Genomic DNA, 13589 nt, shown 5'->3' with positions numbered 1-13589 from the left:
TGAAGTTGGCGCCAAGTATTGTAGACGTCAAACATGAGCCTCTACGACCCAAAGAATAGCTACACGCCGAACCTTGTCTCATCGCGACCGTGGGACAACATCGAGGCGTTCTACATCTCGCTGACCAACGAAGCCTTCGACCAGCAGCCTGTGGTCGATCTCATTCGTCACATCCGGTCTGCTTATGCGGAGAATAGATTTTACGCATTCACCTCGATGCATACGCTGGTTATCAGCGTCAATAATCCCATCGAGTTCAATCGTGACAATCTGCGAATTGATTTTCATTTCCACGACGTGACTTGGGAATTCAATTATCTGTCGAACCCTTTCAAGCCAGCCGAATTCGTCAGGCGCTACCCGGCGGCGCTGGGGATCGAAAAATTCGACAGTTTCGTACAGATGATCGGCTGGTAGGGGCCACTACCCCGCCATCGTCTCCAAACTCGCAAACCCTTGCGGCGCATCGCCCTCGTCGAACGGCGTCGTCACCTCGACGAAGGTGTCGGGATAAAAGCCGTTGAAGCGGGTCCGGAGCGACAGTGAATAGGCGCCGATATGGCCGATCTCGATCCAGTCGCCGGTGTCGACCGTTTCCGGCAGCCAGAATGGCCGCGACAGGATGTCGACGGAATCGCAGGTCGCGCCGCAGACCTTGAACGGCACGATGTTCTTTTCCTCCCCATTGCGCGAGCGGATCGCCGGATCGGGGATGAAACGCGCCGGCAGCGTGATCTTGCCGGTCCAGGAGTCCGACAGCGACGCCCAGATGCCGTCATTGATGTAGAGCCGCTTGCCCTTGCGCAAGAGCACCCGCACGATCAGCGACAGGCAGCGCGCCACAATCACCCTGCCGGGCTCGGCCACCAGCGGTATCTGGTCGAATTGGTATTCCTTGAGGTCGCCGGAAAGCCGCGACATGATCTGGCCGAGCGACGGCATCTCGATGTGCTTTCGGTTCGGGTCGTGGCCGTATTCGGCCGGAAAGCCGCCGCCGACATCGAGCCCGGCAATGTCGAAGGTCAGGCGGTTGCGCACCCAGTCGGCCGAGGCCAGCGCCCGCTCATAGGTATCGGGATCCTCGATCTGGCTGCCGACATGGAAACACAGGCCGACCTTGTAGCCAGTGCGGTTCAGCCGCTCCGCCAGCTCGACCGCATAGGCCGGCCCGGCGCCGAACTTCTTCGACAGTTCGTAGGCGGCAAGCCCCTTGGTCTGCACCCGCACGAACACGGCTATCGCGCCCGGATCGATGTCGAGCGCCCGCACCACCCGTGTCAGCTTGGTGATCTCGTCCTCATGGTCGAGCGAAATGACACGGATGGCGTACTTCTCCAGTGCCAGCTTGATGTCCGACTGCGCCTTGACCGGGTGCATGTAGAGCATCTCGGCATCGGGTGAGACCGCGCGCACGGCGGCGAACTCGCCTGGCGAGGCAACGTCGAAAGCAGTGACGCCGGCCTCGACCAGCGCCTTGAGTACGATCGGCTCGCCATTGGTCTTGACCGCATAGGCGGTCTTGCCGGGGAACATGCCCATGAACTGCCTGGCATCCGCCATCAGCACCTGCGGGCGGAAGCAATAGACCGGATCGTCCGGGCGAAGCGCCAGTGCCGCCTCGCGGGCATTCTCGAATCGCTGCATGGACGAATCCTCATGTCGGCTGCGCACAATTAATCCAAGCTAGCGGCTAATGAAAACAATTCTGTGTCTCGTGGCACTGACGCAGCTGCGCTAGCTCCAAGTGGCAGTGTTTGCCATCAGTCAGGTTTCGGGTGGCCCTTGTCGCCAGACGCGATATGCGTTCTGGCTGACCGGCTGGCATTCAGGCCGTCTGGGGAGGACGATTGACATGGCAATGGCCGCGACATCAGCGCCACGCGGGCCGATGGTGCTCAAGGACTGGGGACAACTCCTGCTGCTCGGTGCGATATGGGGTGGCTCGTTCTTCTTTGCCCGCATCGCGGTGGCGGAACTTCATCCGCTGGTGCTGGTGCTGTTTCGCGTCGCCATCGCGGCGATCGCGCTGCAGCTCTATCTCGCCATTCGCGGACCGTCTTTCCGCCTCGCGCTTCCCCATGCCGGCCTGTTCTTCCTGCTGGCATTGACCAACAATGTCGTCCCTTTCTCGCTGATCTTCGCCGGCCAGACCCAGCTTGGCGCCGGCGTCGCCTCGGTGCTCAACGCAACGACGCCGTTCTGGACTTTGATCCTCGCCAACGCGCTGACATCAGACGAAAAGCTCTCCTGGAACAAGCTGGCCGGCATTGCGCTCGGCGTCGCCGGCACGGCGGTGATGATTGGCCCCGGCCTGCTTGCCGGGCTCGGCGGCCCGGTCTGGGCCAAGTTCGCGCTGATCGGCGCTTCGCTGTCCTATGGCGTGGCGCTGATGGTCGCCCGCCGCTTCAAGGGCGTCCCCTCGCCGGTCATCGCCACCGGACAATTGACCGCCTCGACCATCATCATGATCCCGATCGTGCTCTTCACTTATGGCCCTGCCGGTGTGTTCTCCGCCTCGCCTCCGGTCTGGGCGGCGGTGCTGGCGCTGGCGCTTTTGTCCACCGCCTTCGCCTACATCCTCTATTTCAACCTCGTCGCCTCGGCCGGCGCCACCAATGCCTCGCTGGTCACGCTCATCGTGCCGGCCAGCGCCATGCTGCTCGGCTTCCTGTTCCTCGGCGAACGGCTCGAACTGTTCGAAATCGGCGGCGTGGTGCTGATCGCACTTGGCCTCGTCACCATCGACGGGCGGCTGTTCGGAAGGCGTTAGAGCGCCGCGGTAGCGCTGCCATGACACGATAGTGACACATCGCCGCCACATTTTGTTCACAGGTCTGAAGCGGGTTTTTGCCGAAGAGTTTCAATGCCTAACGGCAAAAGGCGGGTCGCAAATCTGGCAATCACGTCGCAATGCAGCACATTTTTCGCTTGCCTGTGGCACAAATGAACCTAGACTCTCGGACATAGCTCTTTAAGAGGAGGCTATGTCATGGGACTTACGAGGCCTATCAACGCATTGATGATCTGTGCTGCGTTCGCCTTCATCGGAGCCCTCATTATGGGCTTTCTTCCCTGACCCGCCAAGACGGGGAAGACCAGCGCCACATAGTCAAAACCATCGAAAAAGGCCGGGTTTTTACCCGGCCTTTTTGCATTTCGGAAGCTCGGAACAGGAAACGCTCTAAGCCGCAGCCGAACCCGTTGCCTCGGCTTCGTGTGAGCGGATGCCGATCATGTGGCAGATGGCAAATACCAGATCGGCTCGGTTCATCGTGTAGAAATGGAAATCCCCGACCCCGCGCTCGACCAGGTCCATGACCTGTTCGGCCGCCACCGCCGACGCCACCAGCGCGTGCGTCTGCGGGTCCCTGTCAAGGCCCTCGAACCGCTCCGCCAGCCAGCCGGGCACATGCGCGCCCGCCCTCGCGGAAAAGTTTGCGACCTGTTTGAAACTGTGAACCGGCTGGATGCCCGGCACGATGGGGATGTAGATGCCGGCGCGGCGGACGCGCTCGACATAGCGCTCGTAGAGATCATTGTCGAAGAAGAACTGGGTGATGGCGCGCGTCGCACCATTGTCGACCTTGCGTTTCAGCATCTCGATGTCGGTGGCGAAATCGGGGCTCTGCGGGTGCTTTTCCGGATAAGCCGCGACGGAGATGTCGAAATCCGCGATCTTCTTGAGTCCGGCGACCAGTTCCGCACCATTCTCGTAGCCACCGGGATGCGGGCGATACGGTTCGCCGACACCCGAGGCCGGATCGCCGCGCAGCGCCACGAACCGGTTGATGCCGATCGACTTATAGTCCTGGATGACCGCGTCGACCTCGTCGCGCGTTGCACCGACGCAGGTCAGATGCGCCGCGGCCGGAATACCGGTTTCCGTCAGGATGCGCTTTACCGTGCGGGCTGTACGCTCACGCGTCGAGCCACCGGCGCCATAGGTCACCGAGACGAATTTCGGCTTCAGCGGCTCCAGCCGGGTGACCGTGTCCCACAGCCTCGCCTCCATCTCGTCGGTCTTGGGCGGGAAGAACTCGAAGGAAACCCTGACCTTGTCGCCAATGTCGGGACGGCGGGAAAAGCGGAACTGGTTCATCAGGCAATTTCCCTTATCTGCCTTGTGTCATTGGAAGGATCGGCTATCAGCAGGCGCCGGTCGCGCCCAAGCCAGAGTTTGACGGTGAGTCTGGCTTCGTTGCCGCCGCGTGGCTCGAACTCCTGGCTGTCTTCGAGATCGAGGCCGGCTTCCGCAAACCAGTCGGCGATCTGCCGGTCGGAAAAGCCGAGCCGCATATGCGCGTGTTCGTCGCGCAGGAATTCCAGCGTGTGCGGCGCGAAGTCGACGATGACCAGCCGCCCGGCCGGCCGCAAAAGCCGCGCCGCCTCGTGGATGGCGCGCGCGGGATCGTCGAGATAGTGCAGCACCTGGTGGATGGTGACGAGATCGAAGGCGTCGCGCTCGACCGGCGGCGCGAAGATATCGCCCTGCCGCACCTGAGCATTCGAAACGCCTGCCTTGTCGAGATTGGCACGCGCCACGGTCAGCATCTCGCGCGACATGTCGATGCCGACGCCGCGCCGGTAGAGCGGCGAAAAGATTTCGAGCAGGCGCCCGGTGCCGGTGCCGAGGTCCAGCATGGACTGGAACGGCCGCTTGCCGACCAGCTTCAGCATCGCGGCTTCGACGGCGCGGTCCGGCACATGTAGCGAGCGGATATGGTCCCAGCTTGCCGCATTCACCGAAAAATACTCGGCTGCCCGGTCCTGCCGCTTGCGTTTGACCGAGCCCAGCCGCTCGAGATCGCGCTCGACCTGCGGGTCGGCGCCGCGAATGCTGGAAACCAGCCCCATGACGAAGCCGCGCGCGGAATCCGCATCAGACAGGCGAAAGAAGGCCCACGACCCTTCCTGGTAGCGGCCGATTAGCCCGGCCTCCAGCAGCAGCTTGAGGTGCCGCGAAACGCGCGGCTGCGATTGACCGAGAATTTCGGTAAGATCGGAAACGGTGAGGTCGCCGCGCGACAACAGTGCCAATATGCGCAGGCGGCTGGATTCGGCCGCCGCCTTCAATGTGTCCACCATGGTGTCGAGCGAGACATGCATCAGAGTATTCTCTTTGAAAAAGATATAAACATATGTTTATGTCGATTTTCGCATCCTTGCAAGCGCTATGTCGCTTCCGGACAAGAAAATGCCGCTTGCGTGATCCCTTGGTGCATGTCGCCCAAAAGTGTGTAGCGGTTTTGGGGCAACGACATGCACGTCCAAAGATGCGAGGGCGCAATGACCGGACCACGTGAGATGTTCGAGGCGCGCGACGGCGAGCAGAAGCTGGAAAACGATCCGGCACTGATGCCGGCCGACGGCGGCATCGTCTTCATCGGCCGCATCACCTCGCCATGGACGACACGGGAGACCTGCCCTAAGAACATGCGCGCCGCGCGCGAGACCGGGCAGCCGGCCGTGGTGACCATCGACGCGCCCTATCGCAGCGGCCTGCAGGGGCTGGAGCGCGCCAGCCACATCATCATCCTGTCCTGGATGCATCATGCGCCGCGGACTCTGATTGTGCAGAAACCTCGCCATGCGGCTGAAGCAAAAGGCGTATTCGGCCTGCGCTCCCCTGCCCGACCGAACCCGGTCGGCCTGCATGTGGCAAAACTCGTCGGGCTCGACATCGGCACCGGCCGCCTCGATCTCGACGCCATCGACGTGCTCGATGGCACGCCGGTCATCGACATAAAACCCTACTTCGCCTCGACCGATGCCTTCGCCGAGGCGACCATTGAAGGGCGCGACGAGCCCAATCGGATTCGGCGATGAGAGCAGCGCCGACCGGCCGCCGCCGCGCCATCGCCAAGGCGCTGACAGCACTGCTGCCGCTGGCGCCCTATGCCGACATGGAGAAGATCCGCGCGGATGCCGGCTCGGTTCACATGAAGACGTTGCCACCGACCATCGCCGTGTGGTTGGCGACCATTGCCCACATCCGCCACATGCACACCGATTATGAAAAACTGCTGGGCGAAGGCTATGACCGCGACTCGGCGCGTTTCTTCGTCATCGAACAGACCAACATCATGCTCACCCGCTGGCGAGCCACGCGACTGCTCGATGCCGACGACGAGGAGGAATGAGGCAGAGCCTGTTATTGCCGCGTCAGCACGGCGACCGCATTGTAGGGCTGGCCGTCCGCCTGGCCGGTCCATGTCCAGGACAGATTTCCCTTGAAAAACCTGACGGTGACGTTGCCGCCGTCGATGCACTTGTCCTGACCGTAAGTGATGCTCTCATGGTATTCCGCTGATGTCTCGTCGCTGGACGTCTGGGACAGGGATCCGCCGCAGCCAAGTGACGGATAGTCGATCGATGCGCCGCTATCATTGATCGTCATAGCGATCGACCAGTCGGCACCGGTGGCCCCGGCCGGGCTCTGGTGGCCGCTGCCGACCCAGCTGCCGCTCAGCGTCGGCGCATTCACCGCGCAAGGCACGTTCTGGAAGATCGGCGTCAATTCGCTGCCGGTTTTCTCGCAGCGATAGATCTGACCGCTCTGGCACAGTTCCTCGCCTTCGCGTGCGCATTGGGCGCTGGCTTGGCCCGTGGCGGCGAAAAACATCATGGCTGCGATGACGGTCCCGAACCTGCCCATGTCCCCTCCCGGTCAGAGCCCGCAACATAGGGCAATTCCAGTCCAATGTATCGGCCGGATAGCCATCGAGGACGAACGGCGCCTGTCGGCTGGCTCTATGCCTTCCGCGTGGCGCCGATAGCCTGCTGATCCCGCCTTGCGCGAGAGGACGCCAGATGAGCCAGACGATGGCAAGACAGGATGCAAAGCCACTGCCAACGGTCAGTGATCGCCACGTAGACCCGCATTCCTATCCCGACGGCATCGCCTTCCTCGACGGCCAGTACCTGCCGATGTCGCAAGCCAAGGTCTCGGTGCTGGACTGGGGTTTTCTGCATTCCGACGCTACCTACGACACCGTGCATGTCTGGAACGGCCGCTTCTTCCGCCTCGACCTGCATCTCGACCGTTTCTTCAGCGGGCTGGAAAAGCTGCGCATGACGATCCCCTTCGACCGTGAAGGCGTGACCGAGATCCTGCACAATTGCGTGGCGTTGTCGGGACATCGCAGCGCCTATGTCGAAATGCTGTGCACGCGCGGCGCCTCGCCGACCTTCAGCCGCGACCCACGGCAGGCGGTCAACCGCTTCATGGCGTTCGCGGTGCCGTTCGGCTCGGTCGCCAATGCCGAGCAGTTGCAGCGCGGCCTGCGTCTCGCCATTAGCGACAAGGTGCGTATCCCGCCGGCCTCGATCGATCCGGCGATCAAGAACTACCACTGGCTCGATCTGGTGCGCGGCCTCTATGACGCCTATGACCGCGGCGCCGAGACCGCGCTGATTCTCGATTTTAACGGCAATGTCGCCGAGGGCCCAGGCTTCAACGTCTTCTGCGTCAAGAACGGCAAACTGTCGACGCCGGCCATTGGCGTGCTGCCCGGCATCACCCGGCGCACCGTCTTCGATCTCTGCTCCGAACAAGGTCTCGCCGCCGTTGCCACCGATGTCAGTGTCGCCGCTTTGCGCGAAGCTGACGAGGTCTTCATCACCTCGACCGCCGGCGGCATCATGCCGGTGACGGAGATCGACGGCGACCGGATCGCGAACGGCAACGTCGGCCCGATCACCAACCGCCTGATGACGCTCTATTGGCAAAAGCACGACGACCCGGCATGCTCGAGCCCGGTGCAATACCCCTGATCAACAAGGCGGTTTGTTCAAAAAGATATCCTTCGCCTCTGGAAAAACGCCGGATCGTCCGTATATGGCCCAAAGCGGAGAAGCCTCCGCTTTCACCCGAAATTACGCCGCAGGGGCAAGGACTCCACATCATGACAAACAAGGTTTGGTTCATCACCGGATCGTCGAAGGGCTTTGGCCGCGTCTGGGCCGAGGCCGCACTCGCCCGTGGCGATCGCGTCGCGGCGACCGCCCGCGATGCCGGCACGCTCGCCGATCTCGTCGAGAAGTACGGCGACAATATCGCCGCGATAAAGCTTGACGTCACCGACAAGAAGGCCGTCGACGCCGCGATCGCCGAGGCGCACAAGCGCTTTGGCCGGCTCGATATCGTCATCAACAATGCCGGCTATGGCCATTTCGGCGCCATCGAGGAAGTCAGCGAACAGGAAGCCCGCGACCAGATCGAAACCAATGTCTTCGGCGCCCTGTGGGTCACCCAGGCCGCGCTGCCGATCATGCGGGCGCAGCGCTCCGGCCACATCATCCAGATCTCGTCGATCGGCGGCGTCAATGCCTTTGCCTCTCTTGGCCTCTACCACGCCTCGAAATGGGCGCTGGAGGCCTTCAGCCAGTCGCTCGGCATCGAGGTCGCGGAGTTCGGCATCCATGTGACGCTGGTCGAACCGGGCGGTTTCTCCACCGACTGGGCCGGGCCGTCGGCCAAGGTCTCCAAGCCGATCGAGGCCTATGCGCCCGCCCGCGCCAAGATGGCCGAACGCCGCGCCAATTCGGTCGCCGGCGATCCCGAGGCCACCGGACCGGCCATACTGGCCATCGTCGATGCCGCCGAGCCGCCGCTGCGCGTGTTCTTCGGCGACGGCGGCCTGCCGATGATCAAGCAGGAATACGCCAACCGCATCGCCACCTGGGAAAAGTGGGACGACGTTTCCACCATGGCGCAGGGCGCGAAGAAGAACCGCAAAGTCTGAGGCCAGTTCGGAGATATCGCTACGCCGCCTCGGCGGCGTAGCCCCTACCCAATGCTGCATTCCAATGCGGGCGAGAGTCTAGCTCGGATAGATCCACTGCTCGGGCACCCGCACCGATATCTCTTCGCCGGCCTTGATCGTTCCCGGCTTCTCGACCCAGGCGACGAGGCCGCGCAGCCGCTTCGCCGATTTCGGGAACAGCAGCGCGCCGGCCTCGATGTCGGCCATCCCGGCATGTTCGGCGATCGATCGGCCGGCGATGCGGCAAGGTCCGTTCTGCGCGTCGACCTTGATGGTCACGCCGTCCTTGAAGAACAGCAGCGTGCCGGCCGGCAGCATCGACAGATGCGGCACACCTTCGATCAAAAGATTGGCGCCGATCCATTCCGGCTTGATCTCGGCCAGGCCCATCCGGTCGGCAACGATGGCCAGCTCGTCCGCCGCCACGACGGACAATTGCCGCTCGTTGCGCATTTCGGTGCCGCGCGGATACCAGGGCTCGCGCCCGCCGGAGCGCCGCGTCGCGCCGGCGTGGAAATCACCTGATATGCCATCGAAGCTCAGCCGCAACGCGTCGACCGGGCGCGTCTCGAAATGATCCGATGGCGCCATGTAAAGCGCTGCCACCTTGGCGACCAGCTTACGCGCCGGGACAATTTCGACCGGCCTTTCAGCCTCGGGGAAGAGATCCAGCATCGGCTTCATTCCTTGGATGATGCGCCTGTTTTTGCCCTTCGATTGCGAACGCCGCAAGAGCGGTTTGGGCCAAAGTGCGCAACTCTTCGACCGAAGCGCCGTCGCGCGCCTGGATCGACATGCCGTTCATGACGCCGGTCAAGTATTTGGCGAAGCCCTCGACGGCGAGCCCTTCCGGTAGGTCACCGATTGCCCGGCCCTCGGCCAGCCGCTCGCCGATCGCCGCTTCACTTGCCTTGCGATAGGCCTTGAGTTCATCCGCAATGGCTTGCGCCTGCGGCGAGGCGGCGAGCGCACCGGTGACGAACAGACAGCCACCCGGCTTGTCGGGCCTGGAATAAGCCTCCGCCGCGCCGAGCAACAACCGCCGGATCGCCTCCCCCGTCGGCACCGGCGCGCTCAGCGCCTCCAGCGCAAAGCCGACCTCTGTCTGGTGGTAGCGCGTCAGCGCCTTGCGGAACAAACTCTCCTTGTCGGTGAAGGCGTTGTAGATCTGCGGCGGCGTCAGCCCCATCGCCTCGCGCAGCATGGCCAGCGACGTCGCCTCATAGCCATGCTCCCAAAACAGATGCATCGCCGCATCCAGCGCCCGATCGAGGTCGAACGCGCGTGGCCGGCCACCCCGAGGCTTTTCCAAATTATCCATAGTGATCGATACGAAACCTATTGACTCGCCTTCTCCGCATAACGTAACAATTGATACGAAACATGGCAAGCCGGAAGACATGTCTGCCGTCTTGCCATGGAAACCAGCGAAAAAGGAGAGCCAAATGCCAATCACCGTGACCGCGCCCGAAGGCGTACTGACACCGGCGGGAGAGCGCGAGATCCTGCCGCGTCTGAGTGCCGCCCTCATCGAAGCCTCCGGCGCCACAGGCAATGCGTTCTTCACAGCGATCGTCGGCGGCACGGTCCACGTCCTGCCGCTGCATCGCATCTATGCCGGAGGTGCCAACCGGCCGGTGGTCATGGTCGAACTGAAGCTGCCGAACATCGGCCTTGGTTCGATCGAAGCCCGAAATGCGTTCATCAATGCGGCCGCCGGGATTGTCGCCGCGCTCTGCGTGCCCGGCCACCGGCCTGAAAACACCTGGATCAACATCGTCAATGCGCCCGACGGCGGCTGGGGTATCGGCAGTCGGCAATATTCAGGCGAAGCACTTGTCGCTGCCGCGACCGCCGCCGCGCAGTGATCTGGCGGCCGCGATGAACAGTAGCGAACCGATGCGGCTCTCACCTTCGCTGTTCTTCACCACCAATTGCGAGCCGGCACTGGCCTTCTACGAACAGTGCGGTCTTGGCCGGGCGACTATCCTGCTGCGCTGGGGCGACAACACCATGCCGGTGCGGACCGAAGCCATGCGCGGAAAGGTGTTGCATGCGCGATTCGAAGGTCCGGGCGTTCTGTTTCATGCCTCGGACAATGACGATGCCGAGCCGATGAAAGGCTTCGCCCTTTGCCTGGAATTCGACAGCCTGTCGGCGATGCGGCAGCTTTTCGCCCGCATGGCCGCGGGCGGCCGGATCACCGTCCCTATGGCGCGGCAATATTGGGGAACCAGCTTCGGCATGCTGGTCGACGCCTTTGGCGTGCAATGGATGTTCAGCTGTCCCAATGAATGAGGTCCGGCGCGGATCACGATCTTCTTACCTGAAAGTGGAACCAGTCCACGCAACGCCGCATTGCTGCCGCGCCGCGCCGGCTTCATGGTGACGCCAGACCAAGTCTGCGGAGGTTCTTATGCGTCCCGGGACAGCAATCGCGCTGCTTTGGCTGATCTGGGTGGTGACCTGGGCCGCCGCCGCGCTCTGGGCCGACCCTGCCCAGAAACGCGCCGGGTTCAGGGTGGAGGTTCGCTATCGGATTCTCTGGCTGGTCGGCGCGGCGTTGCTGTTCATTCCAGCGCACGGCTATGAAGGCCGCCTCAGGTTGTGGATGCCGACCATCGCCGAGGCATGGATCTGCGTCGTCCTGATCGCCATCGGCATCGCCTTTGCCTGGTGGGCGCGCCTGCATCTCGGCAGGCTATGGTCAGGCACCATTACCGCCAAGGCCGGGCACCACGTCGTCGACACCGGCCCCTATAGGCTGGTCAGGCATCCGATATACACCGGACTGCTGGTGGCGATCCTGGCCACCATGGCGGCAAAAGGTACGGTTTGGGGCATTGTCGGAACCGCTTTGCTCATCATCGGCATCGTGACGAAGGCAAAACTCGAGGAACACTTCATGCGCGGCGAACTGGGCAGCGCCTATGACAACTATGCCAGGCAGGTGCCGATGCTGGTGCCGTTCGCGCCAGCCCGATACGGCAGGTGAGCGCCGTCTCAGCCTGATTGTCTTGCCGCACTGCTTTGCTGGAAGTGTTCGACAGCGCCATCGATATTAACCCAATCATGTTTCGACTGCTCAAAAACCGACCTGACGGGGGGCGGGTAGTTCGGGTCTGCCAGCGCGCCGACCGCAACGCCGATGAAAGACGGCAGCTTGTCGGCCTTCCAATAGATCGTCGATCCGCAATCTGGACAGAAGTAGGTGTGGACTTTGCCGCCGCTTGCTGCGTCGCGAGTGAACTCTTTCGCGGTTCCGGAGATGGCAACGGCGTCGACCGGATAAAAGGCGCCGACGCCAAATGGCGCGCCAGTCCTGCGTTGGCAGTCAAGACAATGACAGGCGACGACCAGTTTTGATGGCCCTGGAAGCGTGAGCGTCAGAGCACCGCAACTGCATCGGGCATCACTCATTGCAAAACCTCCTTTTTCAGAAGCGTTGATCTCAAACCGAGACACTCCCGAACGTGGGGAGCTGTTGAGATCGAGGTCAGGCTGAGGGGAATAGAAGATCGGCGCGAAGCGACAGGAATGGTGGATTCCGGGAACCGCAACGGGGCGCGCTTCGGTGTGCGGGAGCACCGAATGCGCAGGCCAGCTGTATCGAATGCCCGAGTCTAGAGCATTCTGAGAAGCGCACCACCTATTGAATATCCTGCGCCAAACGCGCAGATCAGGCCGAAATCGCCGGGCTTCATATCGGCATGGTTCTCCGACAGCGCCACGATGGCGCCGGCGCCCGCCGTGTTGCCCAGCCGCTCGAGCACCATGGGCGCGCGATCGTGGTCGACCTCGTGGCCGAATGACAGTTTAAGGATCATGGCGTTCATGCGCGCATTGGCCTGATGCAGCCAGAAGCGCCGGACCGCCTGCGGCGTCAGCCCATGCTCGGCGAGGAATTCCACGATGAACTTGTGCCCGGCGACGGTGACTTCCTTGAACACCTTGTTGCCGACCTGCTTGATCAGGTTTCCCTCCAGATTGATCATGTAGGGGTCATCCTGAGCGGTGCGGGTGTGATAGCCCAGATTGGTGCGGATATTGTTCGACATCTGCGTCCAGGTACGCGTTTCCAGCACCTCGAAGCGGCCCGGCCGCTTTTCGCCCTGCGCCAGCCCTTCGACCACCATCGACACCGAGGCGTCACCGAAGATGAAATGCGTCTGCCGGTCGCGAAAATTGAGATGGCCGGTGATGATCTCGGGCGTCGTCACCAGAATGCGCTTGTGCGCTCCAGACCGCACCAGGTTGACGGCGATGTGCAAAGCGGCTGCGGCTGAAGAGCAGCCGAGCCCCATGTCGAATCCGGCGCCCTTGGTGCCAAGCGCCGCCTGCATTTCGATGGCGATCGCCGGATAGGGCCGCTGGTGATGCGAGGCCGAGCAGATCACCAGGTCGATATCGGACGGCTTCAGCCCGGCATGGTCGAGAGCCTTTCGCGCCGAGGCAATGCCGAACTCGGCCTGAAGCGACAGCGCGTCATCGGCCCGTGCCGGAATGCGCGGCGCCATGCGGGTCGGGTCGAGAATGCCTTCGCGCTCGATCACGTGGCGTGTGCGTACGCCCGAGGCGTGGACGATGAAGTCGCTGTCCGATTTCGCCAGCGGCGCCTCGTCGGTGCCCTGGCGGCGCGCGTTCTCCATGTCGACCCAGGCATTGAAGCTGGCGACCAGTTCTTCATTGGTGATCTTGGGTTCGGGGATTTCAACGCCAATGCCGCTGATGATGACGCGATGCATGTGTCCAGTCCGTCCCATCCGCAGGCGTTGCGGGCTTCATGTGGGCGCCGAAACGCTCGGGCGCAACACTTTTCTCACC

The 13589-nt window shown here is 62.6% G+C and carries 17 protein-coding genes; 9 read left to right on the top strand and 8 right to left on the bottom strand.

Going from position 1 to position 13589, the window contains the following annotated elements:
• Positions 1 to 33 precede the first annotated feature (33 nt).
• Entirely contained in the window at positions 34 to 417 is a 384-nt protein-coding gene (locus AC1D2G_RS09340; RefSeq protein ID WP_477413474.1) for a hypothetical protein, read from the top strand.
• A 6-nt stretch (positions 418 to 423) separates the two neighbouring features.
• Here AC1D2G_RS09340 and AC1D2G_RS09335 read toward each other — a convergent pair whose 3' ends face one another.
• Positions 424 to 1644, bottom strand: coding sequence for an alanine racemase (locus AC1D2G_RS09335; RefSeq protein ID WP_477413472.1), 1221 nt, complete (start codon positions 1642 to 1644; stop codon positions 424 to 426).
• 208 nt (positions 1645 to 1852) lie between these two features.
• Between AC1D2G_RS09335 and AC1D2G_RS09330 the strand changes: the two genes are divergently transcribed.
• A complete protein-coding gene (locus AC1D2G_RS09330) occupies positions 1853 to 2770 on the top strand; it encodes a DMT family transporter (protein ID WP_477413470.1) in 918 nt (305 codons plus the stop codon).
• Between the two features lie 411 nt (positions 2771 to 3181).
• Here AC1D2G_RS09330 and metF read toward each other — a convergent pair whose 3' ends face one another.
• Positions 3182 to 4099 (bottom strand): methylenetetrahydrofolate reductase [NAD(P)H], encoded by a 918-nt coding sequence (gene metF / locus AC1D2G_RS09325; RefSeq protein ID WP_095086870.1) that lies wholly within the window; start codon positions 4097 to 4099, stop codon positions 3182 to 3184.
• Positions 4099 to 5106 (bottom strand): ArsR/SmtB family transcription factor, encoded by a 1008-nt coding sequence (locus tag AC1D2G_RS09320; RefSeq protein WP_095086868.1) that lies wholly within the window; start codon positions 5104 to 5106, stop codon positions 4099 to 4101. The genes metF and AC1D2G_RS09320 overlap by 1 nt, the downstream gene beginning before the upstream one ends.
• A gap of 180 nt (positions 5107 to 5286) precedes the next feature.
• Between AC1D2G_RS09320 and tsaA the strand changes: the two genes are divergently transcribed.
• Together tsaA and AC1D2G_RS09310 are read left to right on the top strand one after the other, a co-directional pair.
• Complete coding sequence (tsaA, locus tag AC1D2G_RS09315) at positions 5287 to 5826, top strand: tRNA (N6-threonylcarbamoyladenosine(37)-N6)-methyltransferase TrmO (RefSeq protein ID WP_457154110.1); 540 nt, start codon at positions 5287 to 5289, stop codon at positions 5824 to 5826.
• A complete protein-coding gene (locus AC1D2G_RS09310; RefSeq protein ID WP_477413468.1) occupies positions 5823 to 6140 on the top strand; it encodes a DUF2293 domain-containing protein in 318 nt (105 codons plus the stop codon). Before tsaA ends, AC1D2G_RS09310 begins: the two co-directional genes overlap by 4 nt.
• A gap of 11 nt (positions 6141 to 6151) precedes the next feature.
• Here AC1D2G_RS09310 and AC1D2G_RS09305 read toward each other — a convergent pair whose 3' ends face one another.
• Complete coding sequence (locus AC1D2G_RS09305) at positions 6152 to 6655, bottom strand: hypothetical protein (RefSeq protein ID WP_477413466.1); 504 nt, start codon at positions 6653 to 6655, stop codon at positions 6152 to 6154.
• Between the two features lie 155 nt (positions 6656 to 6810).
• Between AC1D2G_RS09305 and AC1D2G_RS09300 the strand changes: the two genes are divergently transcribed.
• Together AC1D2G_RS09300 and AC1D2G_RS09295 are read left to right on the top strand one after the other, a co-directional pair.
• Positions 6811 to 7773 (top strand): D-amino acid aminotransferase, encoded by a 963-nt coding sequence (locus AC1D2G_RS09300; RefSeq protein WP_477413464.1) that lies wholly within the window; start codon positions 6811 to 6813, stop codon positions 7771 to 7773.
• Between the two features lie 131 nt (positions 7774 to 7904).
• Positions 7905 to 8744 (top strand): SDR family oxidoreductase, encoded by an 840-nt coding sequence (locus tag AC1D2G_RS09295; protein WP_477413462.1) that lies wholly within the window; start codon positions 7905 to 7907, stop codon positions 8742 to 8744.
• Between the two features lie 78 nt (positions 8745 to 8822).
• Here AC1D2G_RS09295 and AC1D2G_RS09290 read toward each other — a convergent pair whose 3' ends face one another.
• Positions 8823 to 9440, bottom strand: coding sequence for an MOSC domain-containing protein (locus tag AC1D2G_RS09290; protein WP_477413460.1), 618 nt, complete (start codon positions 9438 to 9440; stop codon positions 8823 to 8825).
• Complete coding sequence (locus AC1D2G_RS09285; protein ID WP_477413458.1) at positions 9415 to 10014, bottom strand: TetR/AcrR family transcriptional regulator; 600 nt, start codon at positions 10012 to 10014, stop codon at positions 9415 to 9417. Before AC1D2G_RS09285 ends, AC1D2G_RS09290 begins: the two co-directional genes overlap by 26 nt.
• Positions 10015 to 10210: 196 nt before the next feature.
• Between AC1D2G_RS09285 and AC1D2G_RS09280 the strand changes: the two genes are divergently transcribed.
• From AC1D2G_RS09280 to AC1D2G_RS09270, 3 genes are all read left to right on the top strand, one after another.
• Positions 10211 to 10633 carry a tautomerase family protein gene (locus AC1D2G_RS09280; protein ID WP_477301987.1) on the top strand — a complete coding sequence of 141 codons (423 nt, stop codon included), beginning with the start codon at positions 10211 to 10213 and terminating at the stop codon, positions 10631 to 10633.
• A gap of 31 nt (positions 10634 to 10664) precedes the next feature.
• Positions 10665 to 11063, top strand: a complete 399-nt coding sequence (locus AC1D2G_RS09275) for a VOC family protein (RefSeq protein ID WP_477413617.1) — start codon at positions 10665 to 10667, stop codon at positions 11061 to 11063.
• Between the two features lie 118 nt (positions 11064 to 11181).
• Positions 11182 to 11760, top strand: coding sequence for a methyltransferase family protein (locus AC1D2G_RS09270; protein ID WP_477413456.1), 579 nt, complete (start codon positions 11182 to 11184; stop codon positions 11758 to 11760).
• Between the two features lie 8 nt (positions 11761 to 11768).
• Here the strand turns inward: AC1D2G_RS09270 and AC1D2G_RS09265 are convergent, their stop codons facing one another.
• Together AC1D2G_RS09265 and AC1D2G_RS09260 are read right to left on the bottom strand one after the other, a co-directional pair.
• Complete coding sequence (locus tag AC1D2G_RS09265) at positions 11769 to 12185, bottom strand: GFA family protein (RefSeq protein WP_477413454.1); 417 nt, start codon at positions 12183 to 12185, stop codon at positions 11769 to 11771.
• A 203-nt stretch (positions 12186 to 12388) separates the two neighbouring features.
• Complete coding sequence (locus AC1D2G_RS09260) at positions 12389 to 13510, bottom strand: beta-ketoacyl-ACP synthase III (protein ID WP_095086841.1); 1122 nt, start codon at positions 13508 to 13510, stop codon at positions 12389 to 12391.
• Positions 13511 to 13589: the final 79 nt, after the last annotated feature.

The sequence above is a fragment of the Mesorhizobium sp. P2_C7 genome, assembly GCF_056404515.1.
The sequence above is the reverse complement of the archived record's forward strand: the minus strand, read 5'-3'. Positions and strand labels throughout refer to the sequence as shown.

Coding starts and splice junctions, on each gene's coding strand:
- AC1D2G_RS09340 (WP_477413474.1), top strand. CDS start 34: ATGAGCCTCTACGACCCAAAGAATAGCTACACGCCGAACCTTGTCTCA.
- AC1D2G_RS09335 (WP_477413472.1), bottom strand. CDS start 1,644: ATGCAGCGATTCGAGAATGCCCGCGAGGCGGCACTGGCGCTTCGCCCG.
- AC1D2G_RS09330 (WP_477413470.1), top strand. CDS start 1,853: ATGGCAATGGCCGCGACATCAGCGCCACGCGGGCCGATGGTGCTCAAG.
- metF (WP_095086870.1), bottom strand. CDS start 4,099: ATGAACCAGTTCCGCTTTTCCCGCCGTCCCGACATTGGCGACAAGGTC.
- AC1D2G_RS09320 (WP_095086868.1), bottom strand. CDS start 5,106: ATGCATGTCTCGCTCGACACCATGGTGGACACATTGAAGGCGGCGGCC.
- tsaA (WP_457154110.1), top strand. CDS start 5,287: ATGACCGGACCACGTGAGATGTTCGAGGCGCGCGACGGCGAGCAGAAG.
- AC1D2G_RS09310 (WP_477413468.1), top strand. CDS start 5,823: ATGAGAGCAGCGCCGACCGGCCGCCGCCGCGCCATCGCCAAGGCGCTG.
- AC1D2G_RS09305 (WP_477413466.1), bottom strand. CDS start 6,655: ATGGGCAGGTTCGGGACCGTCATCGCAGCCATGATGTTTTTCGCCGCC.
- AC1D2G_RS09300 (WP_477413464.1), top strand. CDS start 6,811: ATGAGCCAGACGATGGCAAGACAGGATGCAAAGCCACTGCCAACGGTC.
- AC1D2G_RS09295 (WP_477413462.1), top strand. CDS start 7,905: ATGACAAACAAGGTTTGGTTCATCACCGGATCGTCGAAGGGCTTTGGC.
- AC1D2G_RS09290 (WP_477413460.1), bottom strand. CDS start 9,440: ATGCTGGATCTCTTCCCCGAGGCTGAAAGGCCGGTCGAAATTGTCCCG.
- AC1D2G_RS09285 (WP_477413458.1), bottom strand. CDS start 10,014: ATGCATCTGTTTTGGGAGCATGGCTATGAGGCGACGTCGCTGGCCATG.
- AC1D2G_RS09280 (WP_477301987.1), top strand. CDS start 10,211: ATGCCAATCACCGTGACCGCGCCCGAAGGCGTACTGACACCGGCGGGA.
- AC1D2G_RS09275 (WP_477413617.1), top strand. CDS start 10,665: ATGCGGCTCTCACCTTCGCTGTTCTTCACCACCAATTGCGAGCCGGCA.
- AC1D2G_RS09270 (WP_477413456.1), top strand. CDS start 11,182: ATGCGTCCCGGGACAGCAATCGCGCTGCTTTGGCTGATCTGGGTGGTG.
- AC1D2G_RS09265 (WP_477413454.1), bottom strand. CDS start 12,185: ATGAGTGATGCCCGATGCAGTTGCGGTGCTCTGACGCTCACGCTTCCA.
- AC1D2G_RS09260 (WP_095086841.1), bottom strand. CDS start 13,510: ATGCATCGCGTCATCATCAGCGGCATTGGCGTTGAAATCCCCGAACCC.